This is a genomic window from Bacillus sp. UNCCL81, assembly GCF_900112535.1.
In the GTDB taxonomy this organism is placed as follows: Bacteria; Bacillota; Bacilli; order Bacillales; family Bacillaceae_G; genus Gottfriedia; species Gottfriedia luciferensis_B.
Window position 1 is genome coordinate 64993 of the sequence record NZ_FOMF01000002.1, and the last position, 16237, is coordinate 81229.

General features: G+C 32.2%; 23 protein-coding genes. 18 read left to right on the forward strand and 5 right to left on the reverse strand.

The annotated features are described in order from the left end of the window. Positions 1 to 132 precede the first annotated feature (132 nt). Positions 133 to 450: a hypothetical protein gene (locus tag BM319_RS00380; RefSeq protein WP_056475504.1), complete on the forward strand. Its 318-nt coding sequence runs from the start codon at positions 133 to 135 to the stop codon at positions 448 to 450. A 55-nt stretch (positions 451 to 505) separates the two neighbouring features. Here the strand turns inward: BM319_RS00380 and tatC are convergent, their stop codons facing one another. Further along, positions 506 to 1234, reverse strand: a complete 729-nt coding sequence (tatC, locus tag BM319_RS00385) for a twin-arginine translocase subunit TatC (protein ID WP_069033400.1) — start codon at positions 1232 to 1234, stop codon at positions 506 to 508. Positions 1235 to 1569: 335 nt separating this feature from the next. Between tatC and BM319_RS00390 the strand changes: the two genes are divergently transcribed. The 3 genes from BM319_RS00390 (at position 1570) to BM319_RS00400 (ending at position 3000) form a co-directional block, all read left to right on the forward strand. Beyond that, the gene (locus tag BM319_RS00390) at positions 1570 to 2172 is read left to right on the forward strand and encodes a metal-dependent hydrolase (protein ID WP_069033399.1); all 603 of its coding nucleotides are present in this window, start codon (positions 1570 to 1572) and stop codon (positions 2170 to 2172) included. Between the two features lie 122 nt (positions 2173 to 2294). Beyond that, positions 2295 to 2678: a hypothetical protein gene (locus BM319_RS00395; RefSeq protein ID WP_069033398.1), complete on the forward strand. Its 384-nt coding sequence runs from the start codon at positions 2295 to 2297 to the stop codon at positions 2676 to 2678. Between the two features lie 22 nt (positions 2679 to 2700). Next, the gene (locus BM319_RS00400) at positions 2701 to 3000 is read left to right on the forward strand and encodes a DUF2653 family protein (RefSeq protein WP_069033397.1); all 300 of its coding nucleotides are present in this window, start codon (positions 2701 to 2703) and stop codon (positions 2998 to 3000) included. A 46-nt stretch (positions 3001 to 3046) separates the two neighbouring features. Here BM319_RS00400 and BM319_RS00405 read toward each other — a convergent pair whose 3' ends face one another. Continuing rightward, entirely contained in the window at positions 3047 to 3241 is a 195-nt protein-coding gene (locus BM319_RS00405; RefSeq protein ID WP_069033396.1) for a YqzH family protein, read from the reverse strand. Positions 3242 to 3404: 163 nt separating this feature from the next. Here BM319_RS00405 and BM319_RS00410 point away from each other — a divergent pair, with 163 nt between their 5' ends. From BM319_RS00410 to BM319_RS00460, 12 genes are all read left to right on the forward strand, one after another. After that, positions 3405 to 4667: a Y-family DNA polymerase gene (locus BM319_RS00410; protein WP_069033395.1), complete on the forward strand. Its 1263-nt coding sequence runs from the start codon at positions 3405 to 3407 to the stop codon at positions 4665 to 4667. A gap of 81 nt (positions 4668 to 4748) precedes the next feature. Beyond that, the gene (locus tag BM319_RS00415) at positions 4749 to 5081 is read left to right on the forward strand and encodes a YolD-like family protein (protein ID WP_069033394.1); all 333 of its coding nucleotides are present in this window, start codon (positions 4749 to 4751) and stop codon (positions 5079 to 5081) included. Between the two features lie 78 nt (positions 5082 to 5159). After that, a complete protein-coding gene (locus BM319_RS00420; protein WP_069033393.1) occupies positions 5160 to 5381 on the forward strand; it encodes a DUF1659 domain-containing protein in 222 nt (73 codons plus the stop codon). Positions 5382 to 5398: 17 nt separating this feature from the next. Then, entirely contained in the window at positions 5399 to 5614 is a 216-nt protein-coding gene (locus BM319_RS00425; protein ID WP_254664575.1) for a DUF2922 domain-containing protein, read from the forward strand. A 193-nt stretch (positions 5615 to 5807) separates the two neighbouring features. Then, positions 5808 to 6647: a Cof-type HAD-IIB family hydrolase gene (locus BM319_RS00430; RefSeq protein ID WP_069033392.1), complete on the forward strand. Its 840-nt coding sequence runs from the start codon at positions 5808 to 5810 to the stop codon at positions 6645 to 6647. Positions 6648 to 6831: 184 nt separating this feature from the next. Next, positions 6832 to 7284, forward strand: coding sequence for a DUF4279 domain-containing protein (locus tag BM319_RS00435; RefSeq protein WP_091021046.1), 453 nt, complete (start codon positions 6832 to 6834; stop codon positions 7282 to 7284). Between the two features lie 169 nt (positions 7285 to 7453). Continuing rightward, on the forward strand, positions 7454 to 8110 hold the full coding sequence (locus BM319_RS00440; protein WP_091021047.1) for a response regulator transcription factor: 657 nt from the start codon (positions 7454 to 7456) through the stop codon (positions 8108 to 8110). A 4-nt stretch (positions 8111 to 8114) separates the two neighbouring features. Beyond that, the gene (locus BM319_RS00445; protein ID WP_139226460.1) at positions 8115 to 9422 is read left to right on the forward strand and encodes a sensor histidine kinase; all 1308 of its coding nucleotides are present in this window, start codon (positions 8115 to 8117) and stop codon (positions 9420 to 9422) included. Positions 9423 to 9531: 109 nt separating this feature from the next. Then, on the forward strand, positions 9532 to 9708 hold the full coding sequence (locus BM319_RS24480) for a hypothetical protein (protein ID WP_175495527.1): 177 nt from the start codon (positions 9532 to 9534) through the stop codon (positions 9706 to 9708). A 217-nt stretch (positions 9709 to 9925) separates the two neighbouring features. After that, complete coding sequence (locus tag BM319_RS00450; protein ID WP_069033387.1) at positions 9926 to 10372, forward strand: BclA C-terminal domain-containing protein; 447 nt, start codon at positions 9926 to 9928, stop codon at positions 10370 to 10372. 177 nt (positions 10373 to 10549) lie between these two features. Then, positions 10550 to 11044 carry a DinB family protein gene (locus tag BM319_RS00455; protein ID WP_091021049.1) on the forward strand — a complete coding sequence of 165 codons (495 nt, stop codon included), beginning with the start codon at positions 10550 to 10552 and terminating at the stop codon, positions 11042 to 11044. A gap of 134 nt (positions 11045 to 11178) precedes the next feature. Continuing rightward, on the forward strand, positions 11179 to 12108 hold the full coding sequence (locus tag BM319_RS00460) for an aminoglycoside phosphotransferase family protein (protein WP_139116354.1): 930 nt from the start codon (positions 11179 to 11181) through the stop codon (positions 12106 to 12108). Between the two features lie 58 nt (positions 12109 to 12166). Here BM319_RS00460 and srtD read toward each other — a convergent pair whose 3' ends face one another. From srtD to BM319_RS00475, 3 genes are all read right to left on the reverse strand, one after another. Then, positions 12167 to 12787: a class D sortase, LPxTATN-specific gene (gene srtD, locus BM319_RS00465; RefSeq protein ID WP_091021050.1), complete on the reverse strand. Its 621-nt coding sequence runs from the start codon at positions 12785 to 12787 to the stop codon at positions 12167 to 12169. 3 nt (positions 12788 to 12790) lie between these two features. Continuing rightward, positions 12791 to 13846 carry a processed acidic surface protein gene (locus BM319_RS00470; RefSeq protein WP_091021051.1) on the reverse strand — a complete coding sequence of 352 codons (1056 nt, stop codon included), beginning with the start codon at positions 13844 to 13846 and terminating at the stop codon, positions 12791 to 12793. A gap of 143 nt (positions 13847 to 13989) precedes the next feature. Continuing rightward, the gene (locus BM319_RS00475; RefSeq protein ID WP_069033382.1) at positions 13990 to 14199 is read right to left on the reverse strand and encodes a CDGSH iron-sulfur domain-containing protein; all 210 of its coding nucleotides are present in this window, start codon (positions 14197 to 14199) and stop codon (positions 13990 to 13992) included. Positions 14200 to 14393: 194 nt separating this feature from the next. Here BM319_RS00475 and BM319_RS00480 point away from each other — a divergent pair, with 194 nt between their 5' ends. Both BM319_RS00480 and BM319_RS00485 read left to right on the forward strand, forming a co-directional pair. Continuing rightward, positions 14394 to 14981, forward strand: coding sequence for a GNAT family N-acetyltransferase (locus BM319_RS00480; RefSeq protein WP_091021052.1), 588 nt, complete (start codon positions 14394 to 14396; stop codon positions 14979 to 14981). Between the two features lie 58 nt (positions 14982 to 15039). Further along, complete coding sequence (locus BM319_RS00485; protein ID WP_069033380.1) at positions 15040 to 16203, forward strand: iron-containing alcohol dehydrogenase; 1164 nt, start codon at positions 15040 to 15042, stop codon at positions 16201 to 16203. Positions 16204 to 16237: the final 34 nt, after the last annotated feature.

Below are 16237 nucleotides of genomic sequence, written 5' to 3' on the forward strand. Positions count from 1 at the left end.
TAAACAGACTCTTTCTCTTATCAATTTGTTGTCTATTTAGTTCTAATTACCCACGGTTTCTACAAAATTTTTACTATTCTGAAAAATACATCTTTGATATAATTTAAATAAGCTTAAATAAGGAGGATTAACATGAAAAAGTTCATTTACGTTTTTGCTATTTTAATTGTACAAGTAATTTTGACGTTCCTTGTTAGTGTTCTCTCGGATTCATCGGCTAGTAATATTGCTATTATGGTAGGATTCGTTACGACGGTCTTCCTTTATTGGAAAACAGCTAAAAAAGTAAGTTATACTCCTCTGCAGCGATATCAATGGTTGCGTGCTGCTGGATTAGAATTTAATGACTTACATAAAGATTTTCAAAGAAAAATTGCTATTAAAGCATCGTTAATTTATAGTTTTTCAGGTTTAGTTGTTACTTTGTATACATCACATATTTTATTATAAGGCATAGTCAAAAAAAAATGGACAAGCATACTAACTGCTGTCCATTTTTTTATTTTTATTCCGATTCATGTTGTAGGCGTTTAATACGTCGTCTATATGCAATTGATGAAACAAGAATACTTAATTCGTATATAACTAACAATGGTAAGCTTGTCATCATATCAGATACAAAATCAGGCGGTGAAATTGCTGTTCCGATAATAATAAGGATAAAATATGCAAATCGTCGAGATTTTCTTAAAAATGCTGGTGATACGATTCCGATACTTGTTAAAAAAAGTATAATGACTGGTAAATCAAAGAAAAACGCAAAAGGAACAACTAAGTTAAATAAGAAGCTAAAATAGCGTTCAGCTGTGAATGTAACTGTTACTAAGTCTTCTCCAATGTCCTGTAAAAATTTTAAAACGTTTGGAAAGATGAAATAATAGCCAAATGCTAATCCACAAACGAACAATAAGAATAAAGCTGGTATGTAAAGCATTGTGCTTTTTCGTTCTTTTACATGCAAGGCTGGCTTTACAAACGCCCATATTTGGTAAGCTATGACAGGGATACTACACGCGATCGCGAACACTCCACCAATCATAAGATAAATCCAAAGGACATCACTTGGACCAAGTGCTAGAAGCTTTCCATGCAAATCTTGAACAAGGAAATTGAATATAGCTTTCGTATAATATAATCCAATCCCTAAAAAAATAACGAATGCAACAATCACTTTTATTATTCGATTTCGAAGCTCATCTAAATGGTCAATGACACTCATTTCTTTTTCTTGCATAATTTCCCCCAAAGCAAACTGTGAAAGTATTTTATTACACTTTAAAAAGTATAAATTGGCTAGCGTTGTTAATTACTCGATGTAGTTTGCCAATTTTAGGAATAAAGTGTAAGTGCAACTACGTCTTTAGTCTTCGCCTAAAAGGCTCGCCAATCGACTAGTTTTCTATAATATTGAGCTTCCTATATTTTGTCAGAAAAAAGAACAATCGTCAATGAATATAGAGACATTTATTATTCTTAAATTACCATCATTTGTTAATTTATTCATATGAAAACTAACCTTATCCGACTATAATAAAAGTATGAGTATGAAAGATAAGGATGGTAAATGTTTTGGATGGAAAAAGTCATGTAATTGTAGGATTATTTGCAACTGGTGTCACAATGTATGCAACAAAAAATGATTCTATGACCGTCCCACTTATAGTTGGTGCAATCAGTAGTTTGGCTCCTGATTTAGATCATCATAATAGTTCATTAACAAAAAAAGTTTCAATGCCGCTAAAAGTTCTCTTCAGCTTATTATTTTTAGCAGCTACATTATTTATTGTTGTGAAGACAGGGAAGTTAATTTATTCTGGATCATGGATTTATGCAGTAGGTATTCTCACATTATTTATTATTTGTGTGAGCTGGTTACGGCATTTAAAAACAATCTTAATGTTAACAGGCATATTAATTGCAGTTATTGGTTGGTTTTTCTTTTATGGTTATTGGTCAATCTTTGCGATTGGATTATTTATTGCTGTTTCATCGAGATTAAAGCATCGTGGACCAACTCATTCCCTTTACTTTTTAGCTGTTTGGAGTGGAATTTGTTATTTGCTGCAAAAAGACTTAAATGTAAATGGATTATGGTTAGCTGGTACAGTCGGTTATTTTTCTCACCTATTAGCGGATCAGTTGTTTACTAAACAAAGTATTAAGTGGTTATAGAGCTCTTTAATTATCACATTTTTTTATTAAAAATGATCCATACTAAGAAAGATGTGATGATGAAAGAAGGGTCAATATTGAAGAAAATAAATTCTCTAATATCCATATGGGTTTTGTTTTTTTTGTTAGCTTTGTCATTCCCAGTGGATGCAAGTAGCAATACGTATAACCAGCGAACTATTAAGGTAGAAGCCAATACTTTAGTTTCTAGTAAACAAACATCAACGCATCTTGCAATTAGGAGATCGTATCGTTCTAATAGAAGTTATCGTCCAACAGCACCAAGGTCGAGCTATCGTTCGTATAGAAGTCCTGGAAGGAATTTTTTAGGCTATGCAGGTGCATTTGGGTTAGGCTCTCTTTTTGGTTCGATGCTAAACCCATTTGGTGGCTACTATGGTGGTCAGCAATTTGGTTTTTCATTTTTTGGATTACTATTAGATTTTTTAGTAATAATAGTTATTATTTGGTTTATTAAGAAAATCTTTCGTAGAAACCGATATTAACTTTCCCCTTTTGAGGTGACTTGTGAAAATCTATTTTGATGAACAAGATGTTGCCAATGCAATTTGTGTATATGCGGCTGATTTGGAAGGAATTCGACCAGAAAGTGTACAAATTGAATTTCTATTTAATGAAGATGATGGTGTAAGCTGTGAAGTATCAGCTAATCATCGGAATTTAATTTATTTTGAGCAACAAATATCTGACGCAATTGGTTTTTACTTGGAAGAGATTCATCGTTTTTCATCCTATGCAATGGAAATCATTATTGGTTTTGATGAAGAAGATGGAATTACGAGTGAAATATCATTTGTCTATTCATAAAACCCGAGAGAGAACTGGATGTTCTTTCTCGGGTTTTTTCGATTGCTTAGGCATAATTCGTTACGTATTCGTAAACAATATCTTGTACTATTTCATATAATTCACGGTCATCATTTAATTGTTCGGTAACGATTTGTTCGTACAGTTTATCTAGCATATCAGCTGTAATCCACTGTTCGTGTTCTCCTCTATATTGCATTAACGCTCGTTTAATCATCTGCTTTACAAACTGTCCATCCACTTTAAGTCTTTCCTCCTTTAAGCTAATTTTAGTATAGCTAAAATTTTGTATTGTTCCTAGCGAAAAAATTTATTGAAATCGAACGTATATTCGTTTAATATATGTTTATAATAAAAATAAGAACATTAGTTCTGCTATTTTTTGGAAAATCGGAGTGATATGTATGAGCATTTGTTATGAAGAGTTACCACATCATCGGATATTATGCATCGATATGAAGAGCTTTTATGCAAGTTGTTCTGCGGTCATGCTCGAATTAGATCCATTAGAATGTTATTTAGCAGTTGTTGGAGATGTGGAGAGGGAAGGAAGTATCGTACTTGCAGCCTCTCCGCGATTGAAAAAGGAATTTGGGATTAAAACAGGATCAAGGGTTTTTGAAATACCAAAAGATCCTCGAATCAAAATTGTAAATCCTTCAATGTCAAAATATCTAGAAATCTCAACGAACATAGTAAAGTTACTAAATGAAATTGTCCCTTTAGAGGATTTACATGTATATAGTGTTGATGAATGTTTTTTAAAGGTGGATGGAGTGAAGAGACTATGGGGGGATGCGTGGGAGATTGCCGAAAAAATTCGTACTGAGATTATGGCACGATTTCAATTACCTTGTTCGATTGGGATTGGACCGAACATGCTTTTGTCAAAGCTCTGCTTAGATTTAGAAGGAAAAAAAGATGGGATAGCGGAGTGGACTTATGAAGATGTAGAAAAAAAACTATGGCAGGTAAGTCCTCTTAGTGAAATGTGGGGAATCGGTAAAAGAACCGAACGCACTTTAAATGCAATGGGTATTTTTACCGTAGGACAGTTAGCGAAATATCCTCTTCATTTGCTGGAGAAGAAATTCGGAGTGATGGGAAATCAACTATATCATCATGCGTGGGGAGTAGATCTGTCTGAGCTAGGTGCGCCAATAATGAACGGACAGATTAGCTTTGGTAAAAGCCAAATATTAATGAGAGATTATACAAAAGTTGAAGAAATTAAATTTGTTATTCGTGAAATGTGTGAAGAGGTTGCACGCCGAACTCGTAATGCTAGGAAGGCAGGACGTACGATTACATTAGGAATTGGATATAGTCGGGAAGAATTTGGTGGAGGATTTTCTCATGCATATACAATGGATGAACCTACAAATATTACTTCAGATTTGTATGAGATCTGTACAAAACTATTTGATCGATATTATGAAGGGAAGACAGTTCGGCAAATTCTCATTTCTCTTTCGAATATTGTAAGTGATGAAATCATGCAGTTAAATTTGTTTGATCAGAAAAAACCTCAAAAGCGCAATTTAGGATATGTGATGGACGCAGTCCGAAAAAAATACGGATCATCTTCGCTCCTCTGGGCTGTTTCTTATGCGGAAGGAGGAACAGCACTTGCCCGAAGCAAGCTGGTAGGTGGACATAAAGGTTAAAAAATTTCCTTTTGTCCTTTTCCCCTGCAAAGCCACTAGTTCTAACCCAGATAAAAAGAGAAGAAAAGGAGAAGAATGCCGATGATTCGTGACCGTGGCACCATTAAATGGACGTCAATGATGTTACCAGAACATGTAAAAATGCTTCGTGATTGGAAAGTATCACAAAATTATGAACAACAAAAAGAAGTAGATGAACAGCTATTAGAGGAAATGAACCGTCATCTTCAACAGGCAATTCACGAAGATGAAAGTGTACAAATTACTTATTATAAAGACCACTATCACCATAATGTAAAAGGAAAAATAGGGAAAATTAATTTACACCAAAATAGGCTATCTATTTATGAAGAACAGGCTGGATATATGGAGCTGTTATTAAGTGATATTGTGGACGTGAAAATTGGATCTTGAACATCCAAAAAAATAATTAACCATTAACGAAAATCCCCCCTTTTTTAAGTACATATACATCGAAAGGGGGAGTTGAAAATGGCTCAAATTGCTACTCAACAACTAACATTGTATGTAAATTTACATGCAGGAAAAGATGCACAAGGAAAAATCATTATCAAGAGGAAGGCATATAAAAATGTCCGAGTTGATGTTGATTTAGTGAAGCTAAGTGAAATCGGTAATGCCTTAGCATCATTGCAAGATCTACCATTAGTAGAGCTAGAAGTATTAAGCAATGGACTACTTTTAAACAGTTAAAAAAGGAGGAAAGCGATATGATTCAAACATTAGAACTTAAATTTTTAAATGAAAATGAAAAGATTGTTACGCTAACAGTAGACAATCCAACAATTCCAGTTGATCCAACATTAATCAATCAAGTAATGGATAAAATTGTAGCAAACAATGTATTCACTTCTACAACCGGAATTGTCGTAGCCAAACAAGGCGCCCGCTTGGTTGGTAAGGAGATTATTGAGATTGAGCTATAAGCTCTATTAGGAAAAGAGTTTTGTAGGCAGTCTAAAGACCTTCTGAATGCAGAAGGTCTTTTTTTGCGTTATAATAATAAAGAATGAAAACATAAAATAGAAAATAGTTAAATTGTAAAAAGAATGCTTTAGTAGAATTGGGGAATAGTTAGCATTCAGATTATAAGAGAATAGTAGAAAAGGAGAGAACGACATGGCACTAATTGCAATTGATATGGATGGTACACTGGTAAATGGTAAGAATGGAATACCAATGGAAAACATTGAAAGCATCCGAGCGGCACAAAAGGAAGGAATCCATGTTGTCATTTCTACAGGTAGAATGTATGAAAGTGCGAAGGAGGCATTAGATGAAGCTGGTCTAACTTGTCCGATTGTCTGTTTAAATGGCTCTCAAATATATGACTATGAGGCAAAAATATTGCACAACGATTCAATGGATAAGGAAATTTTTGCGAAAGCCTTAAGTATATGTGAAGCAGAAAATAAAACATTTATTATTAGTACTAGTGAAGGATCATTTACAAAGTGTCGAGATACACTATATGATGAATTTTTTACTGATAAGCAAACTGGCAAAACACACAAAGTAACAGCTACTTTAAGAAAAGTTCGAAATTACTCTTCTATTGAAGATTTTAATAATCTTGATGTATATAAAATATTATTTCTTTCTAATAATGAAGAGGTTATTAGTCGCATTCGTCTAAAACTAATGCAAGAAGAGAATTTACTAATTACTTCGTCAAGCTCAAATAACGTTGAAATTAATGCAGCAAATGTAAGTAAAGGGGCGGCATTATTAAAGCTTGCACCAATCCTTGGAGTAGATTTAAATGAGAGCATGGCAATTGGAGATAGTTTTAATGATGTCTCTATGTTTAATCGAGTAGGTTTTCCAGTAGCTATGGGAAATGCGAAAGAAGAGCTAAAAGGCCACTGTACATTTGTTACAAAAACAAATGAAGAAGCAGGCGTAGCCCATGCAATTTATCATTTTTTAGATCAAAAACAGAAATTGAAGCAAAGTTAAATTTAGTCTGTAGACTAGCAAAAAGGGGAGTTCAAAAGTTAAAGTACTTTTGAACTCCCTTTTATTATGGGATAATTTTGCTGATTTTCTTTGGCTCTGCTAAAGTCGATTGTTAATTTATAGTTGCATAAGGATGGTATAATAAACAGATGAATTTTGAAACTTCGAGAGGTGAAAATTCGAATTGGACAAAACACAAGTTATGGTTTATTTTAGTTTATTTGGAGATAAGTTTCCAATAGATTATGTTACAAAATCGTTAGAAATAGAACCAACCACAGCTTATAAAAAAGGGGATAAAATTTTAAAACCTCATAATCCCAATGTTAATACAGCAAAAACAAAATTTCGAAAAGAATCAGCCTGGGAAATTAGTACTGGCTACCAAGAGTCCTATAATGTAAAGGAACAATTTGATCAGATTTTACAGTTATTAAAAAATAAATCATCAATAATAAATAATTTAAAAACAAAATATGAACTTGATTGTTGTTTTTCAATAGTAATAATTATGGAAAATGGATACACTCCTGGTTTGCATCTTGATAAAAAACAAATTGAATTTGCAAATAGTGTAAAAGCTGAAATTGATATTGATTTGTACGCAAACCCATACAATGAAAATTTTGATGGTTAAAATGCATTTTCTTATGCAACTGACGCACCGAGATAGTTGTACGAAAAGAGTTGCTTTGGGCAACTCTTTTTTAATTTTAATCCATTTGTTTTAATTTGAAATTTTCGTTTTATTCTTACCAAATTCTTACAAAGTTTTTGTACAATTATTCATAAGGAGTGAGAGTGAAATGGGAATACGGATTCTAATTGTAGAAGATGATGTAAAGATTGCTAGATTATTAGAGCTTGAATTAAATCACGCTGGTTACCAAGTAGACTGTGTTTACGATGGACTTAGTGCTTTAAGAGTTTTGCATGAATATGATTTTGAATTAGTTTTGTTAGATATCATGATGCCTAACCTAGATGGTATGGAAGTTATTAATGAGATTCGAAAGTACCATTCAGAACTACCTGTAATAATGTTATCTGCAAAGGGACAGATTCAAGATAAGATTAAAGGGCTGGATCATGGAGCAAATGACTACGTAACAAAACCTTTTGTTGTAGAAGAATTACTAGCCAGAATAAGAGTTTTATTGAGAAATAGAAAATGGAATAATACAGAACAAATGGGCGAGTTACTTATAAATTATAAAGAAAAATCAGTTATGAAAAATGGAAAGGATATTGCTCTAACAGAAAAAGAGTATTCATTATTAAGTTATTTTTTACGTAATAGAAACGCAGTCCTTTCAAGGGAACAAATTCTAAATGCAGTTTGGGGATTTGATTTTGATGGTGAGATCAAAATTGTGGATGTGTATATCGGCTATCTAAGAAAGAAGTTACAACAAAATCAATTAGTAACAATAAGAGGTAGTGGCTATCAATGGAAGGACTGATGTGATGAAAATGAAAACAAAATTAGTATTTGTCTTTAGTTGTATATTGATTCTATGTACGGTAGCTGGTAGTATTGCAATTTATTTAACGACTTATAATCATGCTACAGCGCAAAACTATGTAGAAATGGAGAATAATTTTAAAGAGATAATGAGTGACATCTCTTTAGAAGATTGGGATAAAGGTAATGTAAGTGCAGGAATATTTTTTAATGAAGGGTATATGACTGTTTATAAAAAAAATAAAGTTTTATATAAAAAAGAATTTCATGGTGGTAGATCAGGTGAGGAAGAAAAATTAAATAAAGCTTTAAATGGCCAAAAATATAGCAGATATTTAGGACCGTTTATAACATCCTTTGGAATGTCTGTAAGCGATAAAACAAATGATTATTTTGTGGCATTTACATTTTACAATCGTGATCTCAATGAAATGTTAATCCATCTACAAAAAGTATTAATAGAAGTTACAATTAGCATTATTACACTTGGAACAATATGTATTTATTTATTTGTACATTTTTTATTTAAACCAGTTAAAGTAATTATCAATACAATGAACGAGATTACTGAAAGTGAGGATTTAAAGGAAATCGGATTGAAACATAAACGAGATGAGTTAGGTCAAATTGTAATGGCATTCAATCAGATGATTCTTAAAATTAAAGACATGATAAAGAGACAAGAATCTTTTGTTAGTAATGTTTCACACGAATTAAAAACACCGATTACAATTATCGAAGGATATGGAAAATTATTGGAGCGATGGGGACTAGAAAATCCAGAAATTGCTAAAGAAAGTATTGAACATATTATTGAAGAGACAAATCGTATGAAGAACGGTTTAATAGAGCCAATGTTGCTTTTAACGAGTTTAAAAAAACGTAACATAATTAATAATACAATTCAGTTGGATTTGTTAGCAAAAGGAGTAGCAAAGAAATTCGAGTTTATTAGCAAAAGAAAAATAGAGATTGAAGGTAAGGGAACCGTATTCAGTAATAGAGAATTAATAGAACAAATTCTTTATATTTTTATAGATAACTCGGTAAAGTATAGTAACTCATTAATTGAAATTATTGTAGATGATAATTACATTTGTGTGAAAGATAGTGGTTCTGGTATTTCACAAGAGGATATACCCTTTATATTTGACCAATTCTATCGTGGTAATAAAGAACGTTCTGATAAAAAAGGAGTAGGACTTGGATTGGCGATCGCCAATGATAGCGCTAATTTATTAGGTGCTAAGTTAGAATATAAAGCAAATCCAAAAGGTGGAAGTATGTTCAGTGTTCTGTTTCAAAATTGATAACAATTGTTCTGTATTCAAATTTTTCCTTCCACCTATTTTATAGACATAAAGATTATATAGTCTAACATAATCTAAATATAAACTATAAAGGATGTGGAAAGTTAAAATGGATGCAACCTTAAGTATAATTCCAATCATTATGATGCTTTTTAACATAGCAATTCCTGTATGTCTTATAGTAGTAGTCTACTACTTCTATAAATTATTTAAAATCCGAAACGAAGAATTAAAGAAGCAAAATGAACTACTAAATCGGATTGTAAATGTACTAGAGAGATCATAGACTTTTGCAATACATATGATTAAAAAGAACTTAGTCTGATGATGACTAGGTTTTTTTTAATCTATAAAAATTGAAAAAAAATAAAAAAACTAGTGGACATGCTGTAACGAAAAGAAAAAACTTTCATATTAATAAACTATATCAACAATTATAGACAAGCCTTTAATATGTTACTCCTAAGAGGATTTATGTCTAAATAATAAGAAAAGGTGATACTATGAGATACCCAAGACCGCCAAGACATCATTTTCCACCAATACCTCCTGGCGAAAGTTTTGCATTTGTTACGAATAGTGGTGGAACAGTTTCCGTTATAAAAGAAGGTACAATTGTAACTTTTCCATCATTTCAGTTTTTAGGTGAAGGAGTTACAATTGATCAAGCAAATGAGCGATTAACAGTTCAGGTACCAGGTAATTACTTTATTACTTACACTGTGAATTTAAATGCGCTATTAGACGTATCTACAAGATTATTAGTAAATGGGAGACCTATAAATGCATCAGCAATCGTAAATGAAGTGAATAGATCCATTTACGGTAGTCAAATGATCTTACCATTAGACGCTGGAGATACAATTTCACTTCAACTGTTTGACTTTGTTGGAGATGTTAAGTTGTTACAAGGCGCAGGTGCAACAATTAATCTATTTAGAGTTCATTAGTATAAGATTTAATCATTACTCCTCGTGAAGATTCCCTATTCCGTTGCAAGAATGCACTGCTTTTTAAAAAGTAGTGCATTTTTTAATAGGTTAAAATCATAAAGTAATAAAGGTGAATCTAGTAATAACCACGAAAGTACATATCTTAAAGTATAAAATTAAAAGGGAGAATGATCTATGAGTAAAAAAGAGTTTATATTAGATCAATTAGAAGTCTGTCGTAATGTTGAAAGCTGGATTCAACCTTTAAGTGTAGCATTGGAGAATTTAAGTTTAGAGAATATTAGTTGGAGACAAAATGATTCTACTCATACGATCGGTGAAATCGTATACCACTTATATTTCTATAATGAAAGATGGTTAAGAAGATTTAAAGGAGAGATCCCAACTGAAGTGGTCGAAAGTAATGCTTCAACTTTTCAAGAGATGGAAAATTTAAAGAGGGAAGATTGGCAAGAGCTTGTTGAGCGGTTAGATGAGAATCTAGCGAATTGGCAGCAAGTTATAAAAGAAGTAGATGAATCAAAGCTTTATGAACAAATTCCAAATTTTCCAGTAGATGCAATCTGGTGGGGAGCATTATCTAATCTATGTACTCATAATGCTTATCATATTGGGCAAATCCTCTATATTCGAAAAGCACAAGGCTCATGGGTATCAAAGGAAGAGTAAGATCCGTTAATAATCAGAAAGATCATTAAATAATTTTATTGCCGTATAGGAAATAGTAGGCTAATTTGGAAGAAGTAGGAATAGTTGAGAATAGAATTGCAAAAAGATTAATAAGGGAAAATGGGGAACAAAAGATGATAACACAAAATGTTAGAGGTTACATTTTGAAAAAGTACAATATAAGCGAAGCGAATTTTTTAGGAAAGGGACAAGAAGCAGAAGTATACTCTTATGATCAAAAAAGAGTCTTAAAATTATATAAACCAACAGCATATTCAAAGCTAGAAATATTAAAGCAATTTTATGAATCAATGAATGCTAGTGATGTGAATTTTGAATTACCAAAAATTCACGAAATTATAAAAGAGAGAGATGCCGTTTTAACAATTGAAAAACGAATTGAAGGCAGAAATATACAAAAGGATTTATCAAATTATGATGAGCAAGTATTAGATTCGTTCTTTGAAAACTATCTATCTACAATAGTAAGTATTCAAAAGATTGAATTGGAAGAGCAATTTAAAGGTATTAAATTATTAAGTGATTATGATGAAATTTCTTCAAAGGACTGGAACGATTTTTTAAAACAATCGTTACTGAGAAAAAATACAGAAGTTGATCGATATTTGAAAAGAGATGTATCAGATTACGAAGTGAAATTAAAACGATTAATGGATGCATTTTCAGTTGGATACGAAGGGGAATATTCATTAGTACATGGTGATTATTATCCATCAAATCTATTAGTAAATTCAGATGGACAAATTAATGGTGTAATTGATTTCGGCTTAATGACGTTATATGGGGACCCGTTATTTGATGTTGCATTAAGCTGGATTTTATTTGATTTATATGATGAATTGGGTGAAAAAAAGCTAGAAAAATATTTAAATAAAGTAGTTAATCGATTAGGCGAAGAAGTTAGAAGAACAATTCATTTGTACGTGCTTTTTTATAGTATCTATTCGGCAAATTTCTTTTCGGAAACTTGCAGTGATGGGCACTACCAATGGAGCGTTCGCAATTTAAATAACGAAAAGTTTTGGGCGGCACTAGAAAATTAATGAAAATATGAAACTACTAATAAAAAATGCTCACTATTAAATAGTAAGCATTTTTTGTTTATTTATTTACTTCTGATTTAACTAAACCAGCTACAAGTATATAACGCTGTGGTGCATGTCCAATAAAATTAAACGGATAACAAGTGCTTACCGTTAAAGTTGGTCTTGGTTTTGGGATAATAACAGTGCGATCATCTTTATCAACGATACGAATCTTATGAACTTTATAAGTAAATGTACCAGCCGAAGTTTTAACAATTAGCGGATCGCCAACTTTTACTTTGCCAAGCTCACGGAATACAGTATCTCGATGTCCAGAAAGAACACTATTATCTCTTTCACCTGGCATCACAGATTTAGCATAATGACCTATTCCTTTTGCAAGCTCATCCTCATCTGTCCCGTGGAAGATTGGTAGAGTTGCAGAAATTCGAGGAATTGTTAATGAACCCATCTCATCGCCAAATTTAGGATAAGTCTTGTAAAGCGGTTCGTCTTTTTTAATTTGCTTCAATTTAGTTGCTGTTTCTGTTTTGATTTCTTTTTTGAAATCATCCTTAGACTGTTTATACAGCACATAAGTTTTAATCAAAGAATAAGCATTTGTTGTAGCAAAAAATAATCCGACAATAAAAAGGAGTGCTGAAAAAATAAGTAGTACTTTTCGTTTGCGATTCATAGCTTATCGTTTAACAATTACCTTTTTACGTAAAACAACAGCAGTTAACATCATTAACATACCAACCATTGTCCATTCAGTTGTATGAGTTGCAGTAGTTGGAAGTTTACCGCCATTTTCCGTTCTTACTGTAACAGTTGGTTTTGGGTTTTTAATTGCTTTTTGAGTATCTTTAACGATATCTACAATTTGGTCATCACCAATAAGTTCCTCAGGTGAAAATAAAGCGTCTAATAATAGATTACCAGCGTTGTCATAAATCTCTAAATATACTTTTATATTTTCCATAGAATCCATAGAATCATCCATAGTAAGTAATTTAGCAAAAGTTAAAGGAGTTTTAACGCCATTTTGTTCAATTTTAACTTTAATATCGATTTTTAAAGTAGATTGAAGTTCTTTTACGATATTCATTAATTCTACTTTTAATTCAGCTGGTAATTCTTCTGGAGTAGCCTCAGTATCCATTGAGAAAAATTCAGGATAATTTTCTTCTAAAGCAGATGCACGTTCTCCTAATGCTTCTAATTTTGCTTCAACAGCAGGGTCATCATTCACAACTTTTTCTATATATGAAGATAGATTATTAATTTCTGCTTCAGTAATTCCAAACTCTGAAAGAGCAGAAGAAATATCTCCCATAGAAGGGAATTCATCTTCGCTACTGCTACCTGACTCATCCTCATCTAAATAAATTAAGTTTTCGATATCAGAAGTAAAATAATACGTATCTAGTAATGATGCATTTTTGTCCATATCATCATAGTAGACTGCTAGATCGATAATTTCATCTTCAGTGTAACCGTACTCATCTAGAAGATCGTCTAAAGTTTTTTGAGTAAGTCTTTCACCTAAAGTATCTTTTAACTCATCAACTGAATCGAAATCAGAGATTGACTCACCGTAGTAAGAATTTAAATAATCCTCCAATTGCTTTTGAGTTAGATCGATACTAACTAAATAAGATTTTAATTCATTTGCATTTGGTGCTGCATATGCAGTTACACCTGGTACTACTAATGCTGCAGATAAAACGACTGAAGCCAATACCTTTTTCATATTGATTCCCCCTTAATAGTTCATTCCCTAAATGTAAATGTGATTAGATCAGTTTTATGAATGATTCAAAGGTAATAAAGGTATGAGGGCATAAGAAAGCCGATTATTTAGAATTGCTAATAATCGGCGCCAGAAAAATAAAATTATTCTGATTCTTTAGGAGCTCGAACAACAGATTCGAATTTTCCTTTATGAGTACCGTCACAATATGGTAATTTACTTGACATGCCGCATCGACATAATGAGAAAGCTGCTTTTTGCGGATATGTATTCCCTTCAGCATCAACTAACTCAACAGTACCAGTGACACGTAAAGGACCATTATCTAAAACCTTAATTTGAACATCAGACATATTTAATTTCCTCCTACACATCTTAAAATTATTATATATTACATTTATGTTAAAATAAATGGTGTAATTTAATAAAGTATTAATTTTTTTCATGAAATTAACTTGGATTTAGTATAAAATGAAAAGGTTGTTTTTTTTACCTAAGAAGAATTAAAGATAAACTAAGAAAAATTTAAGTTAAGGAGTGACAATTCATGATTCGAATAGCAAAAAAAGAAGATGCCAAACAAATTGTCCCTCTAATTGTACAAGCGATTGAAGATATTGTATTTATGTTAACCGGGACATCATCATACGAACAAGCAACACCAATTTTAGAATATTATGTTCAATCTGAACAAAATAGACTAAGTTACCATAATTGTTTAGTAAAAGAAATTGAAGGGAAAGTTGTAGGAGTGATTATAGCCTACCATTCCATGGAACTATCAGTACTTGATCGTGAGATGCTTGAAATAATAAGTCGTAATTTAAATATGCAAAATGTTAAAGTTGATAAGGAAGCAGATGATAAAGATTTTTATATTGATACATTGTCAGTGCATCCAGATTATCAAGGCAAAGGAATTGGAACTGAATTATTAGAAGGATTACTTTCTTTTGCCAAAAACAAAGGAATTTCACGAGTTTCATTAAATGTAGATCAAGACAAACCTTCTGCTCGCCGACTATATGAAAAAGTGGGATTTAAATATGAGAAAGTTAGATTTATTATGAAACATTCATACGATTATTTAGTGTACCCATTAAATGAAAAAATATTCGAAACAAAAGTCGTTTAAGATGCATCCTTTTGATTGTTTAAGTTAAAATTAAGTTTGAACAATAGGAGGGATACATATGAATTTTTTTACATTTGCAAATCCAACAGAATTAATATTTGGTAAAGATAGTGTACAAAAGTTAAAAGAAAAGGCTGCTAGCTTTGGAAAGAATGTTTTACTTGTATACGGTGGTGGAAGTATTAAGAGAAATGGCCTATACGATCAAATAGTAGGCATACTTAAAGAAGCTAATAAAACAGTTTATGAACTAAGCGGAGTTGAACCAAATCCGAAATTATCAACAGTTCATAAAGGTATACAAATTTGTAAAGACGAAAATATCGACTTTGTTTTAGCTGTTGGTGGTGGTTCTGTCATCGACTGTACAAAAGCTATTGCAGTTGGAGCGAAATTTGATGGTGAGATTTGGGATGTTATTACACGTAAAGCATTCCCAACAGATGCATTAAAATTTGGAACAGTATTAACGCTTGCAGCAACTGGTTCAGAAATGAACGCTGGGTCAGTTATTACAAATTGGGAAACAAATGAAAAATTAGGTTGGGGAAGTAAATTTAGTTACCCAACATTTTCAATTCTAGATCCTCAAAATACGTTTACAGTACCTCGTGATCAAACAGTTTATGGATCAGTGGATATCATGTCACATGTTATTGAGTCATATTTCCACCATGGAACGAATACAAAAATTCAAGATCGTTTCTGTGAAGGTATTTTAAAAACAGTTATTGAAACTGCTCCGATCGCAGTCGAGAAATTGGATGATTATGAAGCGCGTGAAACGCTATTATATAGTGGAACAATGGCATTAAATGGAATCTTAAGTATGGGTGTTCAAGGTGATTGGGCTACACATAATATTGAGCATGCCGTTTCTGCAGTAACAGATATTCCACACGGCGGAGGATTAGCAATTATTTTCCCTCATTGGATGGAATATGTAATGAGCGAAAATGTTGATCGTTTCTGTCAATTTGCAGAAAGAGTATTTGATATTAAGCAAGAATCAATGTCAAAAGAAGAATTGGCATTGGCTGGTATTAAAGCTTTACGCACTTTCTGGAACTCGATCGGTGCGCCAAGTCGTTTAAGCGAGTACGGTATTACAAAAGAGCAACTACCTGAAATGGCTGCTAAAACGGTTAAATATGGACCATTTGGTAACTTCAAAAAATTAGATCAAGAAGATGCATTAAAAATTTTAGAGGCAGCTCTTTAAGAATAAAAACTGGACAGAGAAATAACTCTGTCCA